Origin of the sequence: Rhodopirellula maiorica SM1 (assembly GCF_000346295.1) — a bacterium.
Classification (GTDB): domain Bacteria; phylum Planctomycetota; class Planctomycetia; order Pirellulales; family Pirellulaceae; genus Novipirellula; species Novipirellula maiorica.
Map to the genome: position 1 here is coordinate 1 of NZ_ANOG01000986.1, position 17,086 is coordinate 17,086.

Annotated in this window: 11 protein-coding genes and 1 pseudogene; 9 read left to right on the top strand and 3 right to left on the bottom strand. The window is 54.2% G+C overall.

Annotated features, from left to right (window positions below):
- Positions 1-108 precede the first annotated feature (108 nt).
- From RMSM_RS31835 to RMSM_RS31850, 4 genes are all read left to right on the top strand, one after another.
- Positions 109-924 carry a hypothetical protein gene (locus tag RMSM_RS31835; protein WP_040770615.1) on the top strand — a complete coding sequence of 272 codons (816 nt, stop codon included), beginning with the start codon at positions 109-111 and terminating at the stop codon, positions 922-924.
- Positions 925-1,132: 208 nt separating this feature from the next.
- Positions 1,133-2,227, top strand: a complete 1,095-nt coding sequence (locus tag RMSM_RS31840) for a redoxin domain-containing protein (RefSeq protein ID WP_008707366.1) — start codon at positions 1,133-1,135, stop codon at positions 2,225-2,227.
- Positions 2,228-2,388: 161 nt separating this feature from the next.
- Positions 2,389-3,366: an SDR family oxidoreductase gene (locus RMSM_RS31845; RefSeq protein ID WP_008707368.1), complete on the top strand. Its 978-nt coding sequence runs from the start codon at positions 2,389-2,391 to the stop codon at positions 3,364-3,366.
- A gap of 99 nt (positions 3,367-3,465) precedes the next feature.
- Positions 3,466-4,269 carry a DUF1559 domain-containing protein gene (locus RMSM_RS31850; RefSeq protein ID WP_008707369.1) on the top strand — a complete coding sequence of 268 codons (804 nt, stop codon included), beginning with the start codon at positions 3,466-3,468 and terminating at the stop codon, positions 4,267-4,269.
- 115 nt (positions 4,270-4,384) lie between these two features.
- Here RMSM_RS31850 and RMSM_RS31855 read toward each other — a convergent pair whose 3' ends face one another.
- On the bottom strand, positions 4,385-7,363 hold the full coding sequence (locus tag RMSM_RS31855) for a carboxypeptidase regulatory-like domain-containing protein (RefSeq protein ID WP_008707370.1): 2,979 nt from the start codon (positions 7,361-7,363) through the stop codon (positions 4,385-4,387).
- Positions 7,364-7,481: 118 nt separating this feature from the next.
- Positions 7,482-8,432, bottom strand: a complete 951-nt coding sequence (locus RMSM_RS31860) for a methyltransferase domain-containing protein (protein ID WP_008707371.1) — start codon at positions 8,430-8,432, stop codon at positions 7,482-7,484.
- 523 nt (positions 8,433-8,955) lie between these two features.
- Between RMSM_RS31860 and RMSM_RS31870 the strand changes: the two genes are divergently transcribed.
- The 4 genes from RMSM_RS31870 to RMSM_RS31885 are packed head-to-tail and all read left to right on the top strand — an operon-like array spanning position 8,956 to position 14,239.
- Complete coding sequence (locus RMSM_RS31870) at positions 8,956-11,430, top strand: glycogen/starch/alpha-glucan phosphorylase (protein ID WP_008707372.1); 2,475 nt, start codon at positions 8,956-8,958, stop codon at positions 11,428-11,430.
- A complete protein-coding gene (gene malQ / locus RMSM_RS31875) occupies positions 11,430-12,956 on the top strand; it encodes a 4-alpha-glucanotransferase (RefSeq protein ID WP_008707374.1) in 1,527 nt (508 codons plus the stop codon). Before RMSM_RS31870 ends, malQ begins: the two co-directional genes overlap by 1 nt.
- A gap of 7 nt (positions 12,957-12,963) precedes the next feature.
- A complete protein-coding gene (locus RMSM_RS31880) occupies positions 12,964-13,422 on the top strand; it encodes a YaiI/YqxD family protein (protein ID WP_008707375.1) in 459 nt (152 codons plus the stop codon).
- 58 nt (positions 13,423-13,480) lie between these two features.
- Positions 13,481-14,239, top strand: a complete 759-nt coding sequence (locus RMSM_RS31885; RefSeq protein WP_008707376.1) for a hypothetical protein — start codon at positions 13,481-13,483, stop codon at positions 14,237-14,239.
- Between the two features lie 236 nt (positions 14,240-14,475).
- Here the strand turns inward: RMSM_RS31885 and RMSM_RS31890 are convergent, their stop codons facing one another.
- Positions 14,476-15,453, bottom strand: a complete 978-nt coding sequence (locus tag RMSM_RS31890) for an SPFH domain-containing protein (RefSeq protein WP_008707378.1) — start codon at positions 15,451-15,453, stop codon at positions 14,476-14,478.
- Positions 15,454-15,933: 480 nt separating this feature from the next.
- On the opposite strand from RMSM_RS31890, the pseudogene RMSM_RS31895 reads away from it, so the two are divergent.
- Positions 15,934-17,086: pseudogene (locus tag RMSM_RS31895) on the top strand (COG1361 family protein); the annotation flags it as partial.

Below are 17,086 nucleotides of genomic sequence, written 5' to 3' on the forward strand. Positions count from 1 at the left end.
CCTCTTTAGGTTTCAAGGCGAAGCTGGTCGTCGCTTTTCTACCAGCGGATTGTTCGTTGGTGCGTAAGCGGTTTCCGTTTGCTTTCCATCCAGCTGCGAGCAATTCCATTGCGAAACCTTACTCTTGGCGTTCTGATCGTCTCGGGCGGCACTTTGGCCGCGTTGCCGTTTCGTCGTGCCCCTGAAATTGTTGCCCCCGAAACCATCGACCAGATGCCGGGATCGTCGGTGAATGCGCAAACGTCTGCGGGGACGGTCGAAAATCATTTTTCGCAGGGAGCTGCTCCGTCTTATGGATCGCCGGTGCCACCGAGTTTGCGTACCGATCTGACCGAAGACTTGGTTCTCGAAACGACCACGATTGAAGCGATGGACACTGAATCATTCGATTCATTCTCGTGGAACAAGCCACACGCCTCTGAATCGTGGCCGAGTCGACGTCATCAGTCGTACAAGCCGCTGACGTACGAAGATTTGGCGGTGCCAATTTCGCGGCCCGATGTCATCCAAGATCGATTTAATGCCACGGCATCGGCACAGCAACATACCGAACAGCAGTCGCGGGACGCCGACAAAGTGGTTGTGAAAATGCAGCCGATGGAAGCCGGAGTGTCCAACGAACCGTGGCCGCGTCAAACGTCTGGCGAGGACGGCTATGGGACCGTCGCTGGCACATTGGCCGCGGCCGATGCCGAAGATCGGTTCAAGGGAAGTCAGCGGTTTGCCCAAATCGATGCGATGCGAAACAGTGCAACCAGCGGGGGGCAACCCTCACCGCAAACGTCCACCACGGCCACAGTGGCAGCGCCGCGTCAAAACGCAACGCTGGCAAGCAGTCCGCGGCGTGAACTCGAGCCCACTCTGCCCCCGCCAACCCAGCGACCGGCTGAGCAAACGAGGCAATGGATCACCCAGCCGAATTGATCGTGCTGATTTCGTTGTCGCTAATTCATTGTCATTGATCGCTCCGCAATCAAAACGCGATGTGCAAACGAAGCGACCAACACACATCCCCCCCTTTCACACTCACCGAGGGGGATGTTTTCCCGCCGTCGAAAGATTCCAATGAACGCCGTCACATCTCAGTGATCCAAACGATCTTCTCTTCTCCTCGCGGTCTTTCGGTGCGCTGATGTCAAAACTGTTTCTGCTGTTGTCGTTCCTCTGCATCGGTGCCACCGTCGCGGGTAGCAATCCGCTCGCCGCCGAAACGAAGCGTGATTCCATCAACGTGCCTCCGGTGCTGTTGCAAATGATTCGCGATTCAGCGATCCAAGCTGAGTTGAATTTGAGCGAAGACCAGATCGCGTCGCTGCGTGAAACGCTGGTCAAGGTCGATGGTCCTTGGTTCCGCTCTCGAAATCTTCCGTCCGCCGAGCAGCGTCCGATCGTCGATCAGTTGACACAGGCACTTGCATCGCGGCTGGATACCATTCTCGACCCTTCGCAAGCATCACGACTGGATCAACTCGTTTCGCAAGCACTTGGAACACGAATGGTGCTGCGTGAAAAGGTGCAAGCGAGTCTGCAAATCAACGAGGCGCAGATGCAATCGCTCGTTGAAACCTTTGCTCACACCGACGCCCGGTCACTCGAGTTACAGCAGGCGATGGCAGCGGGCGAGAAGACCGCGGACGAAGTCAACAAAACGCTCGCGGACCTAAAGGCGGCCGAGCGAGAAAGCTTGCTGGAAATTCTGACTAATATTCAGCGGTCCAAGATCGGAGCGTTGACGGGAAAGCCGTTCGATTTCGCGAGCATCAAACGGACGTTTCCGCTGGCGCCGGAATTGCGAAGTGATGGAGCCAAGTGGCTCGATGGCACTCCGGTGACGCTGCAGCAATATCGGGGCAAAGTGGTGGCGGTTCATTTCTATGCGTTTCAGTGTATCAACTGTAAACGCAATCTGCCGCACTACACCGCTTGGCACGACGATTATGCCGACGACGGATTGGTGGTGATCGGTATCCAGACCCCCGAACTATCATCGGAGCGAAACTTTGACAACGTCCGTGCCGCAGCCAAGGCCGAAGGAATCGAATACCCCGTCATGCTCGATGCCGAATCGGCCAATTGGAAATCGTACAACACAACGATGTGGCCAACTGTTTATTTGATCGATAAAGAAGGCTTTGTTCGCCGTTGGTGGCAGGGGGAAATGAATTGGCAGGGCACGCCGGGCGAGCAACAAATGCGGACCACAATCGAAGCCCTACTGTCCGAATAGTCGTTGTTAGCGAGTCAATGTTAGCCGGATATTTTCCCAATCACTTGCCGCCCCCTGCGTCGTAGCTATAAAACCTGCCTCGCTGGTGGTACACTCAATCCATCCTGTTTGCTTTGGCCATCCTGTTTGCTTTGGTTTTTACCTCAGAGAGTTTTAGAGATATGTCGAGTCAGTTTGAGCGTCTTCGCGGAGCCCGGTGTCTTGTTACCGGCGGTGCTGGGTTCATTGGATCGCACCTTGTCGACGCGCTGCGTGGTGCTGGAGCCACCGTCCGTGTGCTGGACAATTTCAGCACCGGATTTGAGCACAACCTCGAGCACACCAAGGCCGACGATGGAGTCGAAGTCATCAACGGCGATGCATCCGACGCCGATTGTGTCCGTCGTGCCACCGCAGATATTGACTATATTTTTCATCACGCCGCGATGGCCAGCGTACCTCGCAGCATGCGAGAACCAGCGTTGTGTCACGCATGGTGCGCCACCAGCACGGTCGAGCTGCTAAAGAGTGCTGCAGAAAACGGAGTCAAACGGTTGGTGTTGGCGTCGACCAGTGCGGCGTACGGCGATTCGCCGTTTGTATCCAAACGCGAATCCGATCCGGTCGCCCCGTTGTCGCCTTATGCTGCCGCAAAATTGGCGGCTGAGTCTTATTGCCAGGCGTTCTATCGCGGGTTTGGCTTGGAAACGGTTGTGCTCCGCTACTTCAACGTGTTTGGGCCTCGCCAAGATCCCAAGAGCGAATACAGTGCGGTGATTCCACGTTTTGTTTCGATGATCCTTTCAGGCGACCGTCCGATCATCTACGGGGACGGCGAACAATCACGCGACTTTGTTTACGTTCGTGATGTGGCTCGAGCAAACATGTTGGCAGCAACCTCGGCCGACGCTCCCGGCGGCACCTTCAATATCGGTCGCGGTGAGCGAACGTCGCTGCTGATGTTGCTGAACTCGTTGCGTGACATTCTCGGCCAAGGCATCGACCCGATTCACGAGCCACCGCGTGCCGGCGACGTTCGTGATTCGCTTGCGGATATTAATGTTGCACGAAATCGGCTCGGTTTTGAGCCTCAGGTTACGATCGATCAAGGACTGGAAATGAGCGTTGATTTCTATCGCAGCTTGGTCGTAAATGCTTGAAATTTGCCTAGTTTAGGGCGTGTTGACGTGCGAAATTAGGCGGTTACTCCTCCCCACTCTTTCGTTTAGCCCCACTCTTTCGTATAGCGAAGTGAAACCATGAGCAACGACAATCCCTATTCACAGCCCCAACAACCGCAGCAACCGTATCATCAACCGCCTGAGAAATCGGGTGGAATGTCAACGATGGCGATCGTCGGGATCGTGTTGGCGGTGGCATTCGTCGTGATGTTGGTTTGTGGCGGAGTCCTTGTGGCGTTGCTATTGCCCGCCGTGCAATCAGCACGCGAAGCGGCTCGGCGGATGTCGTGTTCCAACAATATGAAGCAGATCGGTTTGGCGCTGCACAACTACCACGCGACCTACAACACGTTGCCTCCCGCCTACACCGTCGATGCCAACGGTCGCCCGATGCACAGTTGGCGTTCGATCATCTTGCCCTTCATGGAGCAGCAAGCTCTGTATGAACAAATCGATTTTTCAAAGCCGTGGGACGCACCCGAGAACCAGGCGGTGTCGCTAACAGTCGTTCCTTCGTACAGTTGCCCTTCGACGACGGTGGATCCGACGATGACCACGTATGTCGCTGTCGTGCATCCGCAAGGAATTTTTTCGGGTTCGACCGCGGTAGCGTTCCGCCAAGTCACTGACGGTTTGGCCAACACCGTGATGGTGATCGAAGCCGATTCCGGGAACGCGGTCAATTGGATGAGTCCTGATGATAGCGATTTGCAAGCCTTCTTGGCGGCCGGAACGGCGCGTGACCAAGGCGGACACGCCGGCGGAGCCAACGTGTTGATGGCGGATGGTGCGGTGCAGTTCATGACCGATGCCACCGATCAAAACTTGCGAAAAGCGTTGGTCACCAAGGATGGCGCCGAGCAAGTGGGAAGCGGTTTTTAGTGATCGCGGTGGTGTTCTTCCGCCGAACCAGACTCGGCGGAAAGGGATGTCACGTAAAACATTCCTCAACGTCGACGCCGTCGAGATTAATCGCAACCACGACGCTTTGAAAAACTCACTCGTCCTCATCGGGGGGCGAGAGCTTGCTGACAAAGTTTGCGACATCCTCTTCGCTCAACCGTTGACGTGTCTGGTTTAACATGAATGCGAAATGGGCTTGTCCTTGTTTGCTCGATGGAAATCCGATGTTGTCGCCCGTTTTTTCGTCATTGGATGTCGCCAATTTCTTGCCTGACGCATCCAAGATGGCAAACCACGGAATGCCTCCCTTGGCACCCTCTCGCATTTCTTTCATCAGTTCGTAGGCGCCCTCCCAGCGGTGGTCCATCTTGACCAGGATAAAATCCTCTTCCCACTCGCGGTTTTCGGCGAGGAAGCCGGATAATCGGTGGCACGGTCCACACCATGTTGCCGTTTCTTGCACGATCACGCATTTGTTCTCTTTGGCCGCCTTCGCCAACGCCTGCCCAAGTAATTCATTGGCATCGTGTTTTTCCACATAGTAATTGCCAAGTACTTTTAGCAACATTTCTTTGGACAGTTCGTCGCCATCGCACACCGCAGCGGAGTCGACGGTCGCGACCTTCTTGCCCTCGTGATCGAGAATGACCAGTAAAAAGTCTCCGCGTTCTCCTTCGATCGATTCGTCAAGTTCCTCGGCCAACGCCATCGCCGGTTTTCGTTTGTCGTCCTCCGTCGGAATCGCCAGGAACAAATACTCGTCTCTCACTTGACGAAAGTCTTTGTCTTCGTAACGAATCTGCATCAGTCGATGGATACGTGAATCCTCGCTCTGACCAAATACGACAAGCAGATGTTGTTTGACCAGTTTGATCGGTTTGAGTGCTCGCTCGTAACGCTCGATTGGCGTTCCCTTGACCGCAAAGGCAGCGGCGATACGCTCCTCGAGCGTGGGAGGAACATATCGCTTCGGGGGCGGTGGAACTTGCACGTCACCCAGGCTGAGTGTTTCGCCTGATTCCACTTCCCATTTGGGCAGCGAGCGATACAAACCTTCTTCTGTAACGCCAAGGTTGACCGAATACTTTTGACCGCCGACCAGTCCGTCAATTGAAAATTGTCCCTCATCGTCGGTGACAACACTTCCGCCGAACCGTGTGCTCCAGGATCGCCCGGTATCCGAGGGAACATCGATGCCATAGGTGATTTTTTGATTCGGCAAAGGTTCTTTTGTTTCGTTTGCCAGCAATCTGCCGGTAACTGAAGCCGTCGCATGCAGAGAGACATTCAGAGTGGTTTGCTCGGGTGCGACGATGACAACCGCTGCAAGTGTTTTGTCTTGATTTTCGACATGAACGTAGGTCGGTTCCTTGTAACGCATCACGCTAAACGTTCCATCGGTTCCCGTCCTAGCCTGCCAATCTCGCCCACGAAAGTTTTGCGGGACGCCTGCGAGCATCGCGGATGCGACCGCTTCACCGTCCGCCGCAGCGGTGACTTTGCCGGTCAATTTCACCTCGGTACGAAGCACGGTGGAAACGTTGATTTCCAGTTCGGATTGACCGGCAATGTCAAACTCGTCTGCCTTCTCCTGTTCGGGTGGCCGGATGTCGTAATGACCGTCGCCCAAGGCAAACGCAAATTGGCCACCCTCGTCGGTGATCGCGTGGTGATAGTCCATCGGGCGTACCCATTTACGCGAATTATCAGGGTTTCTTAGTTCCACTCCCTCGATCGAATTCAGGTCGGTGCCATATTGGTAAACAATCACACGTTTGTTTGGGATCGGTTCGCCCGTACTCTCGTCCGTCAGCCTGCCGAAAACTCGAGTGGCCTCGCGAAGAACAAAGTTTTTGTTCGTGACGGGCGTATTGGCACGGACAGCGAAACCGGTTTGCGGCGTGGAGGCCCATCGTGGGTCTTTTACTGTGACCAGGTAAATTTGCTCGGGGGCAACGCGGATTTCGTAGTTGCCGTCGGCATCGGTTGTTGCGGTTCCGTAACTATCATCCATCGTGTAACCGTCACCGCGAGCCGAGACCCTGATGTCGGGAACGGGGGGGCCATCGGCATCGGTGACTTTCCCGCCTATGGGGACCAAACGGTCCAGTTGCATCTCAAGCACTCCGTCACCGGTTGCCGGATCATAATTTCCTCGTGTGCGAACGAAATCGTCCGAGGATGGCCAGATTTGAAGTAGCGTCGTATGCCACGACGGAATCCAATCAAAAGCCAATTCTCCGTTGTTGTCGGTGGATTCTGAAAACGCTTCAACAAAGTAGCTCAGATTGAGTTGATCCGGTTGATCTTCTTTTTTCAAAAGCCACACGTAGTTGCGGATCGAGGGAATCGGTTTGCCGCTGTCGTCGGTGATGCGAACTTGTAGCGGTTTTGTACCTTCCAAACGAAGCGTTTCACCGCGGTCGATGGGGAATTCGGGAGTTTCCGTCAACGTGTCCGAACGTTGATGCCGCGGTAACGCATAGACTCGATAATCCAGTCCTTCGTGGTCTTTCCAAGCCACGATCGATTCGATTCGGTCCATTTTAGGAAAGCGGAACGTGACCGAGCCTGAGTCGTCGGTCGTCAAGCCCGTGATCGTATTGGGGAAATTCAGCTGGGCTGCCACCGCAGCATTGCTGACGGGTTTGCCATCGCCGTCAATCACACGAACCGCTGCGGTGGTGGTTTCTGAGAGCTGGATGACCAGGTCTTCGGTTCTAACCTCATCGTTCTCGGTTTTTAATCGCTCGATGGCCAGTTGTTCGCCGTCCGAACTGCTTGTCCGCATCGTGATGCTTGACAAAGCGATTCGGTGGACTTTGATTGGCAACTCAAACGTGCCGTCATCGTTTGTTTTGGCGCGTGCGTCGAGTTTGCCGAGCGGTAAACTCGCATGTACGGTTGCATCTGCCGCCGGGGCTCCAGCGGCCGTCAAGACCTTTCCAGTGATCTGGATCGAGATCCGCTCGTTGTCCTCCGCAGCAGCGGTGGAGGAGGTTAAAAGACAAGCAAGAACAAGGGGAATCCAGAAGATTGTTGCGACGCGTCGCAGCGGCCAGCATGGTCTCATCGCGATGACTTTCGAAGGGAATCGGAATCAGGTTTGCCGTTTAGGAATCTAAACCGCGATTGTAACCGATTCGGTTGCCCATTGTCTCCGCTAGCGGGGCAATGACTCCCCCGACGTGTTACGCGTGATTGACACGGACTGTTTTCATGAGTTGGTCGACCGAATCACCTGCCGTATAGCTGAATTGAATTGTCATCGATTCTCCGTTGGCAATTTGAAACGGAGATTCGATTGGGAGCACTAGGCACTGGTTGGGCCACGTGATCGCTTTTTCCGCCTGCATGTCGATCGAGATCACATTCTGAGTGACAAAGCGTATCGCGTTGACGCGTCCATCACGCAATGCGACGACGTTCTCGTTTACCGCGAACTTCATCGGAATCGATTCGTCGTAGGCGATACTGGCATAGGGCGACAGGTTGGCGAATTCGTTGGTTCGCGGTTGATCCAATCGTGGAGCTTGAAACATCGGAACGGGCGCGTGATAGCCAGCGAAATCAAACGATTGCTCCACGGGTTGAGCCATCAAGATCGATGCTTCGGGTAGAAAACGTGGCAGCGGCCCGCCGTGCGTTTGCCGGTAGTGACGTTTAAATGCTGCGATTACTTGAGCTTGTTTCTCTCGCAGCAGTCCGACGTGAAGCATTTCGCAAACCACGACATCGACCGGTCCGTCGGGAACAAACTCAGCGGCATCCGCGTGGATCACCGTGATTTGATCCTCGAGTCCATTTAATTGAACGAATCGACGCGCCGTCTCGACGAGTTCGGGATTCCGTTCAACGCAGCTGACCGTTGCGCCACAGCGTGCTGCCAGCGACGACAGAATTCCCGTGCCGCCACCGAGTTCAACCACATGCATGCCGGGCCGAACATTCAATTCGATCGCGTCACGAAACGCTCCGACGCGATCTTCGTCTTGCAGCATGTTGTAGTGGTACAATAGCGGGATGTATTGACCAAGCGTTTTCTCTTCGGAGGTCAGCTTGCCTGAGGAAACGGCGTTGTTGGTGCGGTCATCCGTTAACGAAGCGTAAGCAGGACGACGAATTGACGAGGAGGTTTGCATGATGCAGGCAAATTCTAGGGAGAAGAGATTATTGATAGCAGCGGCAGCGAAAAACATGGATCGCATGCGCCGCCACGGCGCGTTCCAAGCGGTGCACGTTAGCGGGATCCGAAGCATCGGCTCAAGATGGATTTACTTCCCAACTTGCCATGCAAAACGGGGCGGCGAGGGATCGGCAGGCCGCAAATCGTACGATGTAAGCCGTTACCACTGAGACGGTTAAGTCCCGCTTGAATGTTTCTTGGGGGGAAGCGTCGGAATTTCACGATTTCGGTTACCAGATAAGTAGTACAGATGGATAGTCTGATTAGCGAAATTTGGCAAACTATTTGAAAGTTATGGGAAAAATCCCCAACAAGATGTAGGTTTGAGGGTAAAGTCGCGGACTTCGAAAAGGACACATGTTGTCACGGTCCTGCGACAGTGCTAATGAACATCCTTATCAGATCGCACTTTTTGGCGGCAGCACCGAATAAAAGAGCTTCGGTCGATCGCTCAATTTCCTCCAAATTCAGCAAACACGATGCCGGAACAAACACTCGAAGTAACCAACGAAAAGATGAGCAGTATCCTGTCGCCGCTCTCCGAAGAACTGCGCCGCCATCTTTACTACACCCTCGGCCATCACAGCGACGAGAGTAATCCACATTACTATTACCGTGCGTTGGCCAACGCCGTACGTGACCGAGTCACCGAGCATTGGCGGACCACTCGCGAGCGTTTTTCGAACACCGATGAACGCTGTGTTCACTACTTTTCGCTCGAATTTCTGTTGGGCCGCTCGCTGAACAATGCGGTTCAGAATTTGGAACTCGACGATGCCACTCGCGAAGCGCTTCATCAATATGGTGTTGCGTTAGAAGAGGTTGCCGAACAGGAACCTGATGCAGGGCTCGGTAACGGAGGCCTGGGGCGATTGGCAGCTTGCTTCTTGGACAGTTGCGCTAACTTGCGTTTGCCTGTGACCGGTTATGGCATCCGCTACGAATTTGGAATGTTTCACCAAACGATCGAAAACGGACGTCAAGTCGAAGGACCGGATCACTGGTTGCGGGACGGCAACCCTTGGGAAATCGAACGTCACGAAGATGCAAAGACGATCCGCCTCTACGGACACACCGAACGTTATCTTGATGATACCGGTAACATGTCGATTCGTTGGGTGGGGACCAACGATTTGTTGGCAATTCCATATGACATGCCGATTCCCGGTTTCAAGAACGAAACCGTCAACACGCTGCGTTTGTGGAAAGCCGAAGCCACCGATGTCTTCGATCTTGAGGAATTTAACTCGGGGAACTATCCCGATGCTGTGGTGCAAAAGAATAATGCCGAGCAAATTTCGATGGTGTTGTATCCCAACGACGCCAGCGAAAACGGCAAAGAATTGCGGTTGAAGCAGCAATATTTTCTCAGCTCCGCCAGCTTGCAAGATGTATTGGAGCGGTGGGTTGCCAAGCACGGCAACGACTTTACCGATTTTGGTCGCAAGAATTGCTTCCAGCTCAATGATACCCACCCCGCTTGCTCGGTTCCCGAGTTGATGCGGTTGTTGTTGGACGTGTACCACTTGGATTGGGATTCGGCGTGGAAGATCACGACTCAGTGCATGGCGTATACCAATCACACGTTGCTTCCCGAAGCGCTCGAGCGATGGAGCGTGGCGTTGTTCAGCCGCTTGCTGCCTCGCTTGTTGGAAATCATTTACGAGATCAACATACGATTTTTGGCCGAGGTCAAAGAGAAATTCCCCGATGACGTCGCGGTACTGCGTCGGATGTCGCTTGTCGAAGAAGGCGACCAACCTCATATTCGCATGGCTTATTTGAGCATCGTGGGAAGCTTTTCGGTCAACGGCGTTGCCCATCTGCACACCGAATTGCTGAAGAGCGGATTGTTCTCGGACTTCTACAAACTGTGGCCCGAGAAGTTCAACAACAAGACCAATGGGGTAACGCAGCGTCGATGGTTGTCGCACTGTAACCCCGGATTACGTGACTTGTTGAATGACACGATTGGCACAGGATGGGAGTCGGATCTGAGCCAGATCGAGAAGTTGGTTCCATTCGCCGAGGATGCGGAGTTCCGCAAAAAATGGCGCAGCGTGAAGCTGGAAAACAAGGAACGATTGGCGAAATACGTCAAGACACACACGGGCGTTGAATTCAACACCGATGCGATCTTTGACGTGCAAGTCAAGCGGATTCACGAATACAAACGACAACTGCTGAACGTGCTGCATGTCGTGCATCTGTACGACCGCATTCTGCGTGGCGATACCAAAGACATGGTGCCACGCTGTGTGTTGATCGGCGGTAAAGCGGCACCGGGGTACCACGTCGCCAAGTTGATCGTGAAGATGATCAACAACGTCGCTTCGGTGATCAACGCCGATCCAAAGACGGAAAACTTGTTGCGTATGGTCTTCTTCCCGAACTACCGCGTTTCGTCGATGGAGATCATTTGCCCGGGCACTGAATTGTCCGAGCAAATCTCGACTGCCGGCAAAGAAGCGTCGGGAACCGGGAACATGAAATTCATGATGAACGGGGCTCTGACAATCGGAACGCTCGATGGTGCGAATATCGAAATCCGCGAGAAAGCGGGTGCCGAGAACTTCTTCTTGTTTGGCTTGGACGAAAACGGGGTTCAGGAAGAGAAAAAGAACTACGATCCGAATTCAATCATCGCGGCCGACGAAGACATTCGGAGGGTGATGGAAATGGTCGAGGGTGGGGTGTTTAATCACCACGAACCAGGAATTTTCGATTTGTTGACCAAGGGATTGCGAAATCCGTACGATCCTTGGCTGACGATTGCGGATCTGCGCAGTTACATTGACGCTCAAGCAGAGGCAGGTAAGGTCTATGCGGACCAAGAGAAATGGACTCGTATGAGTATCCTGAACTCGGCGCACAGCGGCTGGTTCTCAAGTGATCGAACGATCGCCCAGTACGCTGATGAAATTTGGGACGTCAAACCGTTAGAGGATGCTTAATGCGTTTTCCGAGATCATCGGGGATTCTTTGTCACATCACTAGTCTGCCAACCGCGATCGGAGATCGCGAATTTGGGATCGGTGACCTTGGTAAGGCGTCGTATGCGTTCGTCGATTTTTTGCAAGCTGCGGGACAAACCATTTGGCAGGTGTTGCCGTTGGGCCCCCCCGCAGCGGGCAATTCGCCCTACAGTTGTTATTCCGCGTTTGCAGGCAACCCGCTGCTGATCAGTCTTTCAATGCTGGTCGAGGACGGTTTGCTGGACGAGGGTGATTTCGTCCTGCCTTCGGGGCTGGGCGAGACCACGGCGAATGTCGATTACCACTTGGTGGGCCAATTCAAACTGCCAGCGCTTCGCACCGCATTCGAAAAATTTAGTGAGGACGCCAGCGAAGAGCAGCGTGCCGATTTTGACCGCTTTGTCGAACTGAATGCTTGGTGGTTGGACGATTTCGGTCGCTTCGAAGCACTGATGCGTCATTTCGGCAGTGCGGATTGGACGAAGTGGCCTGCCGAATTGGTGCGTCACGCAGCTCACCCTGAATTCGATCAAGCGATCGAACAATGGGAAGCCAAGCTGAGTACCGAAATTCAATTTGCTGAGTTCCAACAATACATCTTTGATGTCCAGTGGCGAAAGCTGAAGCAATACGCAAACGATCGCAACGTGCGAATGTATGGCGACATGCCGATCTTTGTCGCGCATGAAAGTGCCGATGTGTGGGCCAATCAATCGGTGTTCTGTTTGGCCGATGATGGACGTCCCACGTTCGTTGCCGGTGTTCCGCCGGACTACTTCAGCAAGACAGGCCAATTGTGGGGCAATCCACAATATCGCTGGGACGCACTCGAGCAAACGAATTACCGCTGGTGGGTGCAACGATTTGGATATGCGTTTAAGCAATTCGATCTGATGCGAATCGACCACTTTCGTGGTTTCGAAGCGTATTGGGAAATTCCTGCGACGGCCAAGACCGCAGTCAGTGGGAAATGGGTCGAAGGCCCCCGAGAGAAAGTTTTCGATGCCGCTCGCGAGAAACTTGGCGAGTTAGCGTTGATCGCAGAAGATCTCGGCATGATCACCGAAGAGGTGCACGAGCTTCGCGATAAGCTGGGTTTCCCCGGAATGCGCGTATTGCAGTTTGGCTTCTATGTCGCCGAAGACGATTTTCATCGTCCCAGCGCATTTCCCGAGCATTCGGTCGCCTACACCGGAACGCACGACAATGACACGGTGATGGGATGGTACAACGAACGCGAGGTCGCCGAGGGCGAACAGGATTTATTGGCCGACGTGGTCACCAGCGACGTTGATATTCATTTACAATTGATTTGGGCGGTACTGAATTCCGCCTCGGATACCGCGATCATTCCGGTGCAAGATTTGCTCGGACTGGGAAATGAAGCGAGAATGAATATGCCCGGGTTGGCCGATGGAAATTGGGCTTGGCGTTTGTTGCCAGGTCAATTGACCGAATCGGTCGCCAGTACGATTGGCGAGATGACGCGGAACTCGAGACGGTAAGGATAGCGTGAAAATCTGGATCGATGCTGATGCGGCACCTCAAGACGTCAAACAGATCGTCTTTCGTGCGGCAAAGCGATTGGATGTCGAAACGATTTTGGTTGCTAACCGTCCGCTGTCCGTGCCACCGGCGTTGACGATGGTTCGGTCCGTGGTCGTTCGTGAAGGCGCCGATCAAGCAGACCGCTACATCGTCAACCACAGCGAGGCCAAGGACATCGCGATCACCGCCGATTTGCCATTGGCGGGCGATTTGGTGGAAAAAGGCGTTTATGTGATCGATCCTCGAGGCGACGAATACTCGCCCGACACGATCGCATCCCGTTTGTCGATGCGAAATTTCATGGACGATCTACGAGGCGAAGGCATGGTCGTTGGCCGGTCTTCGCCGTACGGAGACACGGACAAGAAAGCGTTCGCCGCAACCTTCGATCGCTTGCTGACCAAGGCGTTGAACCGAAAATAGAGGACCTCAGGGACGCTCTGACGCAATAGGTCCTCTGCGCTGCCAAGACTGGTGGGGAATGTCACCTGAACCGCAATCGGATCGTGAGAAGCCATCGCTGAAATCGGCGTGCGTTTCCCCGAGTGCGATTTCAAACCTCGTCACTGCGTTGGCGTTGTTGGCGTGTGTCTTGCTGCCTCATTCGATTGGCTGTGATGACAAGGTGGTTCGTCCCATCGATGTGATTGGCGCAGAGTTGAATGAAGGGCCGCCGCTGGTCACGTTGACGTTTTTCTGGCCTTACGTCTTCGGCCTCTGCACATTTTTGTTCTTTATCGCATTGGTGATCATTCGGCCGCAGCGTATCGAGCGAGTACTGCTTTCGCTGCCGGTGTGCCTTTTGTTGTATTTAACCGCTATCTGGTGCTTGTTGCTGTTCAGCAGTTCGGCGGAGAGTCGTGTTGCGATGGTGATTGCGACGTTCGTTGTCCCCTCGGCAACGCTCGTTGCCATCCGCGTCACATGGTTGTGGATCGACGGCCGGAAATTAGCCGCAGCGACGTGGGCACAAAGCTACTTATGCGTGCTGGCGATCTTTTCATTGCGTTGGTTTTGGATTCTGCCGATCAAACAGATGCTTTATGGTGGCGTGTTGTCGATGATCGCCGCCGCCGCAGTGATGATCGCGTCATGGACATGGCCGTGCTGGATCGAGCATGACTTGTCGGACCGCAATCATCCCGCCGAGCGATTTCAGCTGTCGCTCAAGCAAATCGTTCTTGGCATGCTGGTGATCGCAATCGCGATGACGTATTGGCAATTCATGGCACGCCAATAGTCGATCGCTGGCAACGCCCCCAATCGCCTCTGCCTTCGTAGTGGGACTCGCCAGAGTTCCCTGTGCATCGGCTTTCGTAGTGGAACTCGCCAGAGTTCCCTGTGCTTCCACTGCGAATTCGGGAAATCTGGCGAATTCCACTACTCGAACGTTACCTCATTGGTGCCAAGGTCCCCGCGAGTCTCATTATCACCTCTCGCAAGCTTCGCTCGGCAGAGTGGACTTGCTGCGATCAGCTAATTCGCTCCTGTTTGCACAACCGGTTGTGCGTGGCGATCGCTGCAGAGCACGACTAACAGATTCGAAACCAACGATGATCGTTGGTTTGCGTCTAACTCAACGATGTTGTCTCGTTTTAGATGCTCAAGTGCCATCTCGACCATGCCCACGGCACCGTCGACGATCTTGGTCCGCGCCGCAACCACGGCGCCCGCTTGTTGACGCTGTAGCATCGCCGAGGCGATTTCCGGTGCGTAGGCCAAATGGCTGATGCGAGCCTCGATCACGTTCACGCCTGCCTTCTCGAGTCGTTCTTGGATGTCTTCGCGGAGTTTGCTGCAGATCTCATCGGTGCTGCCACGCAGCGATTGTTCATGGTCTTCGCTATCGTACGGATAGCGTGTCGCCAAACTTCGTAGCGCCGCTTCGCTTTGCACCTCGACAAAATTTTCGTAGTCATCGACCTCGAACAAGGCTTCGGCGGTATCGGTGACCTTCCAGACAACGACGGTCGATATTTCGATCGGGTTTCCGTCTCGATCGTTGACTTTGGACGGACGGCCCGCCGATCGGCTCTTCATTTGAACTACCGTGCCTGCGGCGTCCTTTTTTTCTGGGGTGGATGACGATCCGGTTTCAAAGTTGCGAATCCGTAAACTCACTTTTCGTTTCGAGAAAAACGGGTTCACCCAAAAAAAGCCTGACTCTTTGACGGTTCCGCGGTAATCGCCAAACAGCAGCAAGACGCGAGAATTGTTCGGCGCGATCGCCATCAGTCCGAACAATCCGATCACCCCCGACGGAATCATCAGGACTCCGAGGATGGCAAAGAAGCCATTCTTGGCCGCGATCGCAGCGATCACGGTGAAACCGCCAAAGAGGATCAATCCCAGGCAAAAAAACAACGCAAACCATCCGGTGCTGGGGCGGAGCAGTTTTTCACAGTGCAATTGGGGAGCATCCATGGTTTGATTTGGATTCATCGACGTGGACATGGGGATTTCCTATTCGAGAGGATCGAAGCGGCTCAATTGGGAGTCGCAGGCGTGTATCGGCGAAAACGAGATGGGGGTATGGATTAGGGATGTAGGAACAGGCGGAATACGGCGCTCAGCAAGGGCGCGCCAATGGATGTGTCAACGCTTAATTTGCCGTTCCAGCTTATCAACAAAGCAAGCATCCGCTGCCAAGTCTCCCCCGCTCCTCACTCCTCACTCCTCACTCCTCACTCCTCACTCCTCACTCCTCACTCCTCACTCCTCACTCCTCACTCCTCACTCCTCACTCCCACCTCCCAACTCCCAACTCCCAACTCGCTTCCCCTCCGCAAAACCCTCACAGCCGTCAAACTCGGCGTCAAGATGTAGCGTTTAGGCAACAAAGTACGTTGTTTTCTTGCATCATGCCCCCATCTTGCGTGCTAGGTTTCCTTGGACAAAGTGTGTCCGGTATGAATCCAAACACCACGCAGGCCGATGAACGACAACGCAGCACGAAGCGAGCAGAATCGCAACGGGAACTTGCCTTTACGGCAAGTTTTGATCGTTGCCATTTTGTTGTTCTTTGCCGTTGCCAGTGGTTGTAGCCGCTTGCGTTTGCCAGCGATTGATCCTACCGGATCCTGTTTGTTTGCTCCCCTGCCCACCACGACCGAACTTGCATTGCCTGGATCCGCGGGCGAAAGCTGCTTGTGCTCCAACTGCTTGCGAGGCTTCGGTTCCTGTCTGACCAATCCTTCCTTTGCCTTTCCCACCCCTGCGTTTCCCGAGCCAGTGGAACCGCCTGCGTGCGTGACACCGAATACTGGTGCGTTAGGAGCCGCAGGGCCGAAGTGTCCTTTGTTGGGCAAGCACTGCAAAGACGACGAAGCTTGTGTGCCGAGTGCTCCTTGCACCGGTTCCTGCCAAAGCGGCCCTCCCGCGATCCTGTATGGTGACGAAATCACCAATACCAATCCACGCTGTTTGCCAGATCGGGGCGAGCGTGGCTGTATCTTGTTGACACCACAAAAGATTGTCGCTCCCGTCGGTGGCGAAGTGATTTTGTTATCCGGAATTTGTGGTGACGATGGTTATTTGCAGATGAACCAACCTCTTGAATGGATGTTGACGCCTGAGAGTGTCGGTACGTTTATTCAAGTCGGTGACGACGATCCGGGGCTTTTGCACCGGATGACGGTAAAGAAACAACGTCCTGAGAAACATGATCCCTCGTACGCTCACGGTTTGACCAGCACCAAACGGATGCTGATCACGCGAGGCAACCTGGATCGCAGTGACGATGTACAACTGGAAAAAGGCCAAACTTGGATCTCGATCAGCAGTCCCAGTGAAGGCACCAGTCGTGTGACGGTCCTTGCACCCGAAAGCGAGTGTTGGGATCAACGCAAAGCCACCGCGACGATCTACTGGATCGATGCACGTTGGCAATTTCCCGGGTCACAAATTGTGCCTGCGGGGACTCCTGTTTCCTTGACCACTCGAGTGACACGTGCCGAAGGCAGTTTGCCTGCACGTGGATGGAAAGTGCGTTACGAAGTACAACAACCCGAAATCGCAACGTTTGCGGGTACCAACGGTTCGTCGGTCGCGGAAGCGGTCGTCGATGAAAACGGCAACGCAACGGTAG